The 12573-nt window shown below is 61.0% G+C and carries 6 protein-coding genes; all 6 read left to right on the top strand.

Annotation, left to right across the window (positions count from 1 at the left end; translation table 11 throughout):
* Positions 1 to 598: 598 nt before the first annotated feature.
* The 6 genes from tpx (at position 599) to UIA24_RS09285 (ending at position 12570) form a co-directional block, all read left to right on the top strand.
* Positions 599 to 1099 (top strand): thiol peroxidase, encoded by a 501-nt coding sequence (gene tpx, locus UIA24_RS09310; RefSeq protein WP_099774504.1) that lies wholly within the window; start codon positions 599 to 601, stop codon positions 1097 to 1099.
* A 216-nt stretch (positions 1100 to 1315) separates the two neighbouring features.
* On the top strand, positions 1316 to 2608 hold the full coding sequence (locus UIA24_RS09305) for an MdtA/MuxA family multidrug efflux RND transporter periplasmic adaptor subunit (protein WP_330522733.1): 1293 nt from the start codon (positions 1316 to 1318) through the stop codon (positions 2606 to 2608).
* Positions 2605 to 5700 carry an MdtB/MuxB family multidrug efflux RND transporter permease subunit gene (locus tag UIA24_RS09300; RefSeq protein ID WP_330522732.1) on the top strand — a complete coding sequence of 1032 codons (3096 nt, stop codon included), beginning with the start codon at positions 2605 to 2607 and terminating at the stop codon, positions 5698 to 5700. Before UIA24_RS09305 ends, UIA24_RS09300 begins: the two co-directional genes overlap by 4 nt.
* A 22-nt stretch (positions 5701 to 5722) precedes the next feature.
* Positions 5723 to 8833 (top strand): efflux RND transporter permease subunit, encoded by a 3111-nt coding sequence (locus UIA24_RS09295; RefSeq protein WP_330522731.1) that lies wholly within the window; start codon positions 5723 to 5725, stop codon positions 8831 to 8833.
* A complete protein-coding gene (locus UIA24_RS09290; protein WP_330522730.1) occupies positions 8830 to 10317 on the top strand; it encodes an efflux transporter outer membrane subunit in 1488 nt (495 codons plus the stop codon). The genes UIA24_RS09295 and UIA24_RS09290 overlap by 4 nt, the downstream gene beginning before the upstream one ends.
* 171 nt (positions 10318 to 10488) lie before the next feature.
* Complete coding sequence (locus UIA24_RS09285; protein WP_330522729.1) at positions 10489 to 12570, top strand: putative bifunctional diguanylate cyclase/phosphodiesterase; 2082 nt, start codon at positions 10489 to 10491, stop codon at positions 12568 to 12570.
* Positions 12571 to 12573 lie beyond the last annotated feature (3 nt).

Below are 12573 nucleotides of genomic sequence, written 5' to 3'. Positions count from 1 at the left end.
AAAGTGGGCAAAACGCCCTGTCCCGACATCCGGCCCTACGCTGCGCTTCGGGTGCCTTCCTTACGCCATCGCTCCCGCGTGGACGCGCCGACGGGCCATCCATGGCCCATCAGCGCTTGCGAGGCATCCATGCCTCGCACCCCACTACGCGACGGCTCCACTCAGCCTACTGAAGGGACACCCTGCCGCGCCTGCCACTGCGCGCACTGACAAACAAAGCCCACGCAGGAAATCGACGTTATCCATCAAGGCGCCAACCTTGCCGGCGATGCTTTTTCATACGCTGAACTTGCAGGCGCTGCCAAATTGTCCCTTCAGCACGGCCCCGACAAAAGTGACACGCCGTAAAAGCGGAACGGGGCATCAGGCCCGACATCGCGAATGGATATGCCTGCTCTCATCAGGAGGGTGCGTGTTTGAGGGCGCTTGACCAATCCCGCTAATTGGGCGAACAGTATGCCGAGGGCCGGGTTTAAGCTTGCAGATTGTCTACAAGAATTGTCTGAAAACTCAACAATTTTTGTCTGCCCATAGGTGACGGGGCACTTTCGTGGTTAACTCTGGTCCTTTACTCAACTCCCGCATAAGGACTCCGTTCATGGCTCAAGTGACTCTTAAAGGCAATCCGGTTCAGGTCAACGGTGAACTGCCGCAGGTTGGTACCCAGGCACCTGCGTTCAGCCTGGTCGGCGCCGGCCTGGCTGATGTGTCGCTGAAAGACTTCGCCGGCAAGCGCAAAGTGTTGAACATTTTCCCAAGTGTCGACACCCCGACCTGCGCCACGTCCGTGCGCACCTTCAATGCCAAGGCCAACGATGTCGCCAACACCGTTGTGCTGTGCATCTCGGCTGACCTGCCGTTTGCCCAGGCCCGTTTCTGCGGTGCCGAAGGCCTGGAAAACGTCAAGAACCTCTCGACCCTGCGCGGCCGTGAGTTCATCGAAAACTACGGTGTGGCCATTGCTGACGGCCCACTGGCTGGCCTGACGGCACGTGCCGTAGTGGTTCTGGACGAGAATGACAAGGTGCTGCACAGCGAGTTGGTCAAGGAAATCGCCGAAGAGCCAAACTACGACGCGGCCCTGGCTGCGTTGAAGTAACGTTGAAGTAATCCGACGCCATCGCCGGTAATACCGGCGATCAAGGCGTATGGATTTGCAAGCGTTTGTAACGGCCTGGCCTTCGTCCAGGCCGTTTTTATTTATAGTTCAGCATCTTGCCTCTGTCAGCGCTAAGTAAATTGCCGGTAAAGGCGCTTTGCTTAACGGTCTCATCTGCTTATCGTTCAGCCTTCTCAAAAGATATCCCTGCGCACAATGGTCGATCACCCAATGCATGCTCCTGCTTCCCGTTCCCCTCGTCCCTGGCTCGTTGGCCTGCTGATCCTGTTGCTGGTCGCCGGCCTGTGTTGGTGGCTGTGGCCTTCGACGCCGGTAAAAAACACCAGTATGGCGCCAGGAAAGGGCGGTCGACCGGGCTTCGGGGCCTTTGGTGGGCCGGTGCCGGTGCGTGTGGCGCCTGCTACCGTGGCGGATTTTCCGGTGTACCTCAAGGCATTGGGCACGGTTACGGCCACCAACACGGTGAACGTGCGCAGCCGCGTGGCCGGTGAGTTGGTAAAGGTCAACTTCCAGGAGGGGCAGAAGGTGAAAGCCGGTGATCTGCTGGCTGAGATCGATCCGCGCAGCTATCAGATCGCCTTGCAACAGGCAGAAGGCACCCTGGCGCAGAACCTTGCGCAACTGAAAAATGCCCAGATCGACCTGGAGCGTTACAAGGGCCTTTATGCCGAAGACAGCATCGCCAAGCAGACCCTCGATACCCAGGCGGCCTTGGTTGAGCAGTATCAGGGCACCATCAAGACCAATCAGGCGGCCGTTGGCGATGCCAGGCTGAACCTGGAGTTCAGCAAGATCCGTGCGCCGATCGGTGGTCGTCTGGGCCTGCGCCAGCTTGATGTCGGCAACCTGGTGGCGGCCAACGACACCACGGCGCTGGTGGTCATCACTCAAACCCAGCCGATCACCGTCGCCTTTACCTTGCCCGAGGCCGAACTGTCGACGGTGCTTGCGCGTTATCGCAGTGGCGCCAAGCTGGCGGTGGAGGCCTGGGATCGGGGGGATCTCAAGCAGCAGGCCGTCGGGGTGCTGAGCAGCCTGGACAACCAGATCGACACCACGACCGGTACCCTGAAGTTCAAGGCACGCTTCGAGAACCAGGACGAAGTGTTGTTCCCCAACCAGTTCGTCAATGTGCGCTTGCTGGCCGATACGCTGAAAGACGTGGTGTTGGCCCCGTCGGCAGCGATTCAGTTCGGTACCGAGGGCTCCTTCGTGTATGTGATGGACGGCGACAAGAAGGTGCGCATCCGCAAACTCAAGGTCGGTGCCAGCGATGGTGAGCACACTGTGGTGATCGAGGGCCTGGCCAAGGGCGAGCGGGTGGTGCTGGAAGGCACCGACCGTTTGCGTGATGGCAGTGATGTGGATGTGGTCAATGACAGTTCCGAGGTGCCTGCGACCCCCGGCCAGCACTTGCAGGGGCAGGAGCAGCAGGATGCCTCGGCGCGCCCGGGTGCTCAGGGTGCCAAGGGTAAGGCGGGCGCATGAACCTCTCGCGGCTGTTCATCCTGCGCCCGGTGGCGACCACACTGAGCATGCTGGCCATCGTGCTGGCGGGCCTTATCGCCTACAGGTTGCTGCCGGTGGCAGCGTTGCCGCAGGTCGATTACCCGACCATTCGGGTCATGACGCTCTATCCCGGTGCCAGCCCTCAGGTGATGACCAGCGCTGTTACCGCGCCGCTTGAGCGCCAGTTCGGGCAAATGCCCGGGCTGACCCAGATGGCCTCCACCAGCTCGGGCGGTGCTTCGGTGCTGACCCTGCGGTTCAGCCTGGACATGAACATGGACGTCGCCGAGCAACAGGTGCAGGCGGCGATCAACGCTGCCAGCAACCTGCTGCCCAGCGACCTGCCGGCGCCACCGGTGTACAACAAGGTCAACCCGGCCGATACCCCTGTGCTGACCCTGGCCATCACCTCGAAAACCATGCTGTTGCCCAAGCTCAATGACCTGGTCGATACCCGGGTCGCGCAGAAGATTGCGCAGATCAGCGGGGTAGGGATGGTCAGCATCGCCGGCGGCCAGCGCCAGGCGGTACGCATCAAGGTCAACCCCGATGCCCTGGCGGCGGCCGGGCTTAACCTGGCCGATGTGCGTACATTGATCGGTGCGTCCAACGTCAACCAGCCCAAGGGCAACTTTGACGGCCCGACCCGGGTGTCGATGCTCGACGCCAACGACCAGCTGCGTTCGCCCGAGGAATACGCCAACCTGATCCTGGCCTACAACAACGGCGCGCCGCTGCGGCTCAAGGATGTTGCCGAGATCGTCGACGGTGCCGAGAACGAGCGTCTAGCGGCCTGGGCCAACCAGAATCAGGCAGTGCTGCTCAATATTCAGCGCCAGCCGGGGGCCAACGTCATTGAGGTGGTCGACCGGATCAAGACCCTGCTGCCGTCGATTACCGACAACCTGCCAGCCGGCCTTGATGTCGTGATACTCACTGACCGTACCCAGACCATTCGGGCCTCGGTCAAGGACGTACAGTACGAGTTGTTGATCGCCATCGCCCTGGTGGTCATGGTCACTTTTGTCTTCCTGCGTCGCTTGAGCGCCACCTTGATTCCATCCATCACTGTGCCGCTGTCATTGATCGGCACCTTCGCGGTGATGTACCTGGCGGGCTTCTCGATCAACAACCTGACGCTGATGGCGCTGACCATTGCCACCGGTTTTGTGGTGGACGATGCCATCGTCATGCTGGAGAACATCTCCCGGCATATCGAAGAAGGCGAAACGCCGCTGCAGGCTGCGCTCAAGGGCGCCCGGCAGATCGGCTTTACCCTGGTGTCGCTGACCTTCTCCCTGATTGCGGTATTGATCCCACTGCTGTTCATGGCCGACGTGGTGGGCAGGCTGTTCCGTGAGTTCGCCATTACCCTGGCCGTGGCCATCCTGATTTCCCTGGTGGTTTCGCTGACACTGACGCCGATGATGTGCGCGCGGCTGCTCAAGCGTGAACCCAAGGCAGAGGAGCAGAGCCGTTTCTACCGTGCCAGCGGCGCCTGGATCGACTGGATGATTGGTCATTATGGCCAGGGTTTGCAGTGGGTGCTGCGTCACCAGCCGCTGACCCTGTTGGTGGCGGTGGCAACCCTGGGCCTGACCGTCGTGTTGTACCTGATGGTGCCGAAGGGGTTCTTCCCGGTGCAGGACACCGGGGTTATCCAGGGGATTTCCGAGGCGCCGCAGTCGGTATCGTTCGCCGCCATGAGTGAGCGTCAGCAAGCCTTGTCGGCGATCATCCTCAAGGACCCGGCGGTGCAGAGCCTTTCGTCCTACATCGGGGTTGATGGCGACAACGCCACGCTGAACAGTGGCCGCTTGTTGATCAACCTCAAGCCGCACAATGAGCGTGACCTGACTGCGGCCCAGGTGATCCAGCGTCTGCAGCCAGAGGTCGACAAGCTGGTCGGTATGCGCCTGTTCATGCAGCCAGTGCAGGACTTGAGCATCGAAGACCGGGTCAGCCGCACGCAGTACCAGTTCAGCCTGTCATCACCGGACGCCGAGTTGCTGGCGCAGTGGAGCGGCAAGCTGGTCGATGCCTTGCGCCTGCGCCCGGAACTCACTGATGTTGCCAGCGACCTGCAGGACAAGGGCTTGCAGGTGTACCTGGCCATCGATCGCGATGCGACCGGGCGCCTGGGCATCAGCGTTGCCGACATCACCAACGCGCTCTATGACGCCTTCGGGCAGCGCCAGATTTCCACCATCTACACCCAGGCTACCCAGTACCGTGTGGTCTTGCAGGCTGCTGACGCTGCCACCCTTGGCCCACAGGCGCTGGAGCAGGTCTACGTCAAGAGCGCCGATGGCGGGCAGGTCCGTTTGTCGAGCCTGGCACGTATCGAGCAGCGTCAGGCGCAGTTGGCAATTGCCCATATCGGCCAGTTCCCGGCAGTGATGATGTCGTTCAACCTGGCGCCCGGTGTTGCGCTGGGCGAGGCGGTCAAGGCGATTGAGCAGGTGCAGCAGGACATTGGCATGCCGCTCGGGGTGCAGACACGCTTCCAGGGCGCAGCCGAAGCGTTCCAGGCCTCGCTGTCGAGTACCTTGTTGTTGATCCTGGCTGCCGTGGTAACCATGTACATCGTGTTGGGGGTGCTCTACGAGAGCTACATCCACCCGGTTACGATCCTCTCGACCTTGCCGTCTGCTGCGGTCGGGGCCTTGCTGGCCTTGTTGCTCAGTGGCCATGACCTGGGGATGATTGCAATCATCGGCATCATCCTGCTGATCGGTATCGTCAAGAAGAACGCGATCATGATGATCGACTTCGCCCTGGAGGCTGAACGTACCCGCGGTGTTGATCCACAAACGGCGATCTATGAAGCGGCGTTACTGCGTTTCCGTCCCATTTTGATGACTACCCTGGCGGCGCTGTTCGGTGCTGTGCCGTTGATGCTGGCTACTGGCTCTGGCGCAGAACTGCGTCAGCCACTGGGTCTGGTGATGGTGGGTGGCCTGTTGGTCAGCCAGGTGCTGACGCTGTTCACTACGCCGGTGATCTACTTGTATTTCGATCGGCTGGCGCGGCGTTTCAGTGGTCGCAGTGCCGCGGGTGTGCCGGTATGACGTTGGACTGGAGCTGCCGCCGATGAACCTGTCCGGCCCGTTTATCCGCCGTCCGGTGGCGACGATGTTGTTGAGCCTGGCGATCATGCTGCTGGGTGGCGTGAGTTTCGGCTTGCTGCCGGTGGCACCGCTGCCGCAGATCGATTTCCCGGTGATCGTGGTGTCGGCCAACCTGCCGGGGGCCAGCCCCGAGGTCATGGCCTCGACCGTGGCGACCCCGCTGGAGCGCTCGATGGGCGCCATTGCCGGGGTCAACACCCTGACCAGCCGGTCCAGCCAGGGCTCGACGCGGGTGATTCTTGGCTTTGAGCAAGGGCAGAATATCGACGCCGCTGCCCGCGAAGTGCAGGCGGCGATCAATGCCTCGCGCAACCTGTTGCCCAGCGGCATGAAAAGCATGCCTACCTACAAGAAGATCAACCCGGCCCAGGCGCCGATCATGGTGTTGGCGCTGACGTCCAGCGTGTTGCAGAAAGGTCAGTTGTACGACCTTGCATCGACCATCCTGTCGCAGAGCCTGTCTCAGGTGCCCGGGGTAGGGGAGGTGCAGATTGGTGGTAGCTCGCTGCCGGCGGTGCGCATCGAGCTGGAACCACAGATGCTTAACCAGTATGGCGTGGCCCTGGATGAGGTGCGCGAGACCATCGCCAACGCCAACCAGCGCCGTCCCAAAGGCTTCGTCGAAGACAGTGCGCGCAACTGGCAGGTCCAGGCTAACGATCAACTGTACGAGGCCAAGGATTATGAGCCCCTGGTGATCCGTTACCAGGACGGTTCGGTGCTGCGCCTGAGCCATGTGGCCAAGATCAGTGATGGCGTGGAAAACCGCTATAACAGTGGCTTTTTCAATGATCAGGACGCGGTGCTGCTGGTCATCAACCGCCAGACCGGGGCCAACATCATCGAGACCGTGGCGAAGATCAAGGAGCAGTTGCCGGCCCTTGAAGCGCTGATGCCGGCCAGTGTCAAACTGGACCTGGCCATGGACCGTTCGCCCGTGATCAAGGCCACCCTCAAGGAGGCTGAGCATACCTTGCTGATTGCGGTAGCCCTGGTCGTCCTGGTGGTGTTCCTGTTCCTCGGCAACCTGCGCGCCTCGTTGATTCCGACCCTGGCGGTACCCGTATCGCTGGTGGGTACCTTCGCAATCATGTACCTCTGTGGTTTTTCCCTGAACAACCTGTCGCTGATGGCCCTGATCCTGGCCACCGGGCTGGTGGTGGACGATGCCATCGTGGTGCTGGAAAACATTTCCCGGCACATCGATGAAGGCATCGCGCCGATGCGTGCAGCGTTTCTCGGGGCCAAGGAGGTGGGTTTCACATTGTTGTCGATGAACGTGTCGCTGGTGGCGGTGTTCATCTCCATCTTGTTCATGGGTGGCATTGTTCAGTCGTTGTTCCGTGAGTTCTCCATCACCCTGGCGGCCGCGATCATCGTTTCGCTGGTGGTGTCGCTGACCCTGACACCGATGCTCTGTGCCCGCTGGCTCAAGCCGCACCCGGTTGGCCAGCAGACCCGCCTGCAGCGTTGGAGCGAGCAACTCAATCAGCGCATGATGGCCGGTTATGACCGTACCCTGGGCTGGGCACTGCGTCATCGTCGGCTGACACTCATCAGCCTGTTGCTGACCATCGGTGTGAACATTGCCCTTTACGTCGTGGTGCCCAAGACCTTCATGCCGCAACAGGACACCGGCCAGCTCATGGGGTTCGTGCGCGGTGACGATGGCCTGTCGTTTTCGGTCATGCAGCCGAAGATGGAGATCTACCGTCGGGCGTTGCTCCAAGACCCTGCGGTGGAAAGTGTCGCTGGCTTCATCGGTGGCAACAGCGGCATCAACAACGCCATGGTGTTGGTACGCCTGAAGCCGATCAAGGAACGCAAGGACTCGGCACAGAAAGTCATCGAACGTTTGCGCAAGAACATGCCCAAGGTGCCGGGCGGGCGCTTGTTCCTGATGGCGGATCAAGACCTGCAATTTGGCGGTAGTGGGCGCGAGCAGAGCTCTTCACAGTTTCTCTACACCTTGCAAAGCGGCGACCTGGCCTTGTTGCGCGAGTGGTACCCGAAGGTTGTTGCCGCCCTGAAGACCTTGCCAGAGCTCACCGCGATCGATGCGCGTGAAGGCAGCGGTACCCAGCAAGTGACGCTGGTGGTTGATCGCGAACAGGCCAAACGCCTGGGCATCGACATGAACATGGTCACTGCGGTGCTGAACAATGCCTACAGCCAGCGGCAGATCTCGACCATCTACGACAGCCTGAACCAGTATCAGGTGGTGATGGAGGTCAACCCGCAGTACGCCCAGGACCCACGTACCCTGGAGCAGGTGCAGGTGATCACAGCGGCGGGCGCGCGCGTGCCGCTGTCGGCGTTTGCCCGCTATGAAAACAGCCTGGCCAGCGACCGGGTCAGTCATGAAGGGCAATTCGCCTCTGAAGACATCGCCTTCGATATTGCTGAAGGCTACAGCCAGGAAGCGGCCATGGCCGCCGTGGAGCGTGCAGTGGCCAAGGTCGGCCTGCCCGAAGAGGTGATCGCCAAGCTGGGCGGTACCGGCAATGCCTTTGAGGAAAGCCAGAAAGGCCAGCCGTTCATGATCCTCGGCGCACTGCTGGCGGTGTACCTGGTGCTGGGCATTCTGTATGAAAGCTACATTCACCCGCTGACCATTCTGTCGACGCTGCCGTCGGCCGGGGTCGGCGCCTTGCTCACGTTGTACCTGGTGGGCAGCGAGTTCAGCCTGATCTCGTTGCTGGGGCTGTTCCTGCTGATCGGGGTGGTGAAGAAAAACGCCATCCTGATGATCGACCTTGCCTTGCAACTGGAGCGGCATGACGGGCTGAGCCCTGAAGAATCGATCCGTCGCGCGTGCCTGTTGCGTTTGCGGCCGATCCTGATGACCACCCTGGCGGCCATCCTCGGTGCGCTACCGCTGTTGCTCGGCGGTGCCGAGGGTGCCGAGATGCGTCAACCGCTGGGCCTGACCATCATTGGTGGGCTGGTCTTCAGCCAGATCCTCACGCTTTACACCACCCCTGTGGTCTACCTCTACCTGGACCGTCTGCGCCATCGCTTCAACCGTTGGCGTGGCGTGCGTACCGATGCTGCTCTGGAAACCCCGCTATGACTCAACGCCCGTTACTTTCCGACCGCACCCTGCAGCAGTTGCTGGCCGCTCGAGGCTCGCGCTTGCTGGCGACCGGCATGTGCCTGGTGATGCTCAGTGCCTGTACCCTGAGCCCGAATTACCAGCGCCCGGAAACCCCTGCGCAAGCGCCGTTCAAGTATGCCGAAGGCTGGACACCGGCAACGCCGTCCGATGCATTGGCCCGAGGCGCCTGGTGGGAACTGTATGGCGATAGCCTGCTCAACGACCTGATCGTGCAACTCAATGCCAATAACCAGACGGTCGCCCAGTATGAGGCTCAGTACCGTCAGGCCCAGGCCTTGGTGCGCAGTGCTCGCGGCTCGCTGTTTCCCAGCATTGACCTGAGCGCCGGCAAGACGCGCTCAAGCCAGGGCACCGGTAGCAGCAGCTCGAGCCTGAGCAATAACAGCAGTGGTATCCGTAATACCTACAGCACCCAACTGGGCGTGAGTTGGGAGGCTGATCTGTGGGGCAAGCTGCGCGAGGAGTTGGCCGCCAACGAGGCCAGTGCTGAAGCGAGCCTGGCCGATATGGCGGCGATTCGTCTGAGCCTGCAGTCGGAGCTGGTGCAGAATTACCTGCAACTGCGGGTGCTGGATGAGCAAAAACGCCTGCTTGAGGCGACTGTCGAGGCTTACCAGCGTTCGCTGAAAATGACCGAGAACCAGTACCGTGCCGGCATCTCCGGCAAGGATGCCGTGGCTCAGGCACAAACCCAGTTGAAAACTACCCAGGCTGACCTGATCGATCTGATCTGGCAGCGTGCCCAGTTGGAAAACGCGATTGCCGTATTGCTTGGCAAGGCACCCTCTGAGTTTGCCTTGGCGGCGAGCGATCGCATCCCGGCGTTGCCTCAGGTGCCGCTGGCCTTGCCGTCACAACTGCTGGAGCGTCGTCCCGACATCGCGTCGGCTGAACGCAAGGTGATGGCTGCCAATGCCAGTATTGGCGTGGCCAAGGCGGCTTACTTCCCCGACCTGAGCCTGAGCCTCAGTGGTGGTTACAGCAGTAGCAGTTTCAATGATTGGGTCAGCCTGCCGAACCGTTTCTGGTCGGTCGGGCCGCAACTGGCCCTGACCTTGTTCGACGGCGGCAAGCGCGCCGCTGAAGTCGACCGTACCGAAGCGGTCTATGACCAGACCGTCGCCCAGTACCGGCAAACGGTGCTGGACGGTTTTCGTGAGGTGGAAAACTACCTTGTGCAGTTGAAAGTGTATGAGGATGAGGCCCAGGTACGTAACGAGGCGCTGGCCTCGGCTCGCGAGTCGTTACGCTTGACCAATAATCAGTACAAGGCCGGCTTGATTGGCTACCTGGATGTGGTCAATGTGCAGGCCACGGCCTTGAGCAATGAGCGCAGTGTGCTGACCTTGTTGCAGGGGCGTCTGGTGGCCAGTGTGCAGTTGATCGCGGCCCTGGGTGGTGGTTGGGACACACAGACGGCGTTCGCCCCGCAGCCTTGACGGTTCTGTCAGCGAGGGTGGCGGTACGGTGCCCGCTTTGGCACGGTGCCGCAGCCCGCGCAGGTTGGAACGTACCCACTGAAACTCCGTGCGTTTCGCTAAAGCTTGAGTACAATCATCGGTTTTATCGGGCCTCAACACAGGTCCTCCAACCCGGTTGTCAAAGGCCTCATGTTGATTGGTAGTTACTCCCCCTCGCTGGTATTGATTTCCCTGTGTGTGGCCATCCTTGCATCGTATACCGCGCTTGACCTCTCCGGCCGCATCGCGACGGCCAAGGGGCGTGCGGTACACCTGTGGATGGGCGGAGGGGCCATGGCCATGGGCTTTGGTATCTGGTCGATGCATTTTATCGGGATGCTCGCCTTCAGCCTGCCGATCCCGCTGGGGTATGACATCACCTTGACGGCCTTGTCATTGCTGGTTGCGGTGTTGTCGTCGGGTTTCGCCCTCTGGCTGGTCAGCCAGCCGCGCTTGCCTTGGCGTACGTTGGGGCTGGGTGCCTTCATCATGGGTGCCGGCATCAGTTGCATGCATTACACCGGCATGGCGGCCATGCGCATGCAGCCGGGCATCGAGTACGACCCCGTGTTGTTCGTGGCCTCCTTGCTGATCGCCGGGGGCGCATCGGCGGCGGCGCTGTGGATCGCATTTCGCTTGCGCCTGCACACGCCTTATGTTCGTCAGTTCCGAGGCTGTGCCGCCGTGGTGATGGGGATTGCCATTGTCGGCATGCACTACACCGGCATGGCCGCGGCCAACTTCGCCGATGGCAGTTTCTGTGGTGCCCAGGGCGGTCTGAGCGGCAGTGGTCTGGATTATCTGGTGTTGATCACCACCCTGGCAGTATTGGCCGTGGCGTTGTTGACGTCGGTGCTGGATGCGCGCCTGGAAGCGCGCACGGCTGAACTGGCGCGCTCGTTGACGCTGGCCAACGAGGAACTGACCCAACTGGCCTTGCATGACACCTTGACCGGGCTGCCCAATCGTACCTTGCTGGCCGACCGGATCGATCAGGCCATCAGCAAGGTGGCGGAGCAGGGCGGCTGCTTTGCCCTGATGTTTATTGACCTTGATGGCTTCAAGCCGGTCAACGATGCTTTCGGCCACCATACGGGGGACCAGTTGCTCAAAGAGGTTGCCTTGCGTCTGCGCGGGCACCTGCACAGCCAGGATACCCTGGCGCGTATTGGCGGCGACGAGTTTGTCTTGCTGGTAGAGCTGGATGAGCCGGATGATGCCCTGGGTGTCGCGACCAAGCAGGTCAACCTGATATCGCGACCGTTTCGCATCAGCGATCAAAACCTTCAGGTATCCGCCAGCATCGGCATTTCCCTGTACCCCGGCAACGGCACCGATCAGCACGAGCTGCTGCGCAATGCCGACGCGGCGATGTACCACGCCAAAAGCGCGGGCAAGAACGGCTACAGCTTTTTCGATGTATCGATGAACAGCAATGCCCGCTTGCAGCTGCAATTGCTTCAGGATCTGCGCATGGCGCTGGAGCAGGGGCAGTTTCGTCTCTTCTACCAGCCCAAGTTCGATGCCCAGAAGTGCCAGCCCATTGGCGCGGAGGCCCTGCTGCGTTGGGAGCATCCGCAGCACGGACTGTTGTTGCCGGATCGTTTCATTGTGCTGGCGGAAAAGACCGGCCTGATCATCCCCATCGGGGATTGGGTGCTGAATGAAGCGTGCCGACAAATGCGCCTGTGGATCGATCAGGGTTATGCCGATTGGCGTATCGCCGTGAACCTGTCGGCGATCCAGTTCTGCCATGCCAGCCTGGTCGAGAGCGTTGCCGGGGCATTGGCACGGCATCGCTTGCCGCCCAATACCCTGACGCTGGAGATTACCGAGACCACTGCCATGCGTGATGCCGATGCCAGTTTGCTGGTATTGCAGCAGCTCTCGGACATGGGTGTGGACTTGTCGATCGACGACTTTGGCACGGGCTACTCCAGTTTGATGTACCTCAAGCGGCTGCCGGCCAACGAGCTGAAAATCGACCGCGGTTTCGTGCGTGATCTGGAACAAGATGGCGACGATGCGGCCATTGTTTCGGCAATTGTTGCGTTGGGCCAGGCGCTGGGCTTGCGCATCGTTGCCGAAGGGGTGGAAACCGATCGGCAACAGGACTTCCTGACGCGCTTGGGCTGTGACTCGCTGCAGGGCTATCTGTTGGGTCAGCCGCAGTCCGCCGAAGACTTCATTGCCAGAATCGAGTCGGCCAGCCAGGCCGGTGTACCGGCCTAGCTG

The sequence above is a fragment of the Pseudomonas sp. AL 58 genome (assembly GCF_036348395.1).
Lineage (GTDB): Bacteria > Pseudomonadota > Gammaproteobacteria > Pseudomonadales > Pseudomonadaceae > Aquipseudomonas > Aquipseudomonas defluvii.
The sequence above is the reverse complement of the archived record's forward strand: the minus strand, read 5'-3'. Positions and strand labels throughout refer to the sequence as shown.

Coding starts and splice junctions, on each gene's coding strand:
- tpx (WP_099774504.1), top strand. CDS start 599: ATGGCTCAAGTGACTCTTAAAGGCAATCCGGTTCAGGTCAACGGTGAA.
- UIA24_RS09290 (WP_330522730.1), top strand. CDS start 8,830: ATGACTCAACGCCCGTTACTTTCCGACCGCACCCTGCAGCAGTTGCTG.
- UIA24_RS09305 (WP_330522733.1), top strand. CDS start 1,316: ATGGTCGATCACCCAATGCATGCTCCTGCTTCCCGTTCCCCTCGTCCC.
- UIA24_RS09295 (WP_330522731.1), top strand. CDS start 5,723: ATGAACCTGTCCGGCCCGTTTATCCGCCGTCCGGTGGCGACGATGTTG.
- UIA24_RS09285 (WP_330522729.1), top strand. CDS start 10,489: ATGTTGATTGGTAGTTACTCCCCCTCGCTGGTATTGATTTCCCTGTGT.
- UIA24_RS09300 (WP_330522732.1), top strand. CDS start 2,605: ATGAACCTCTCGCGGCTGTTCATCCTGCGCCCGGTGGCGACCACACTG.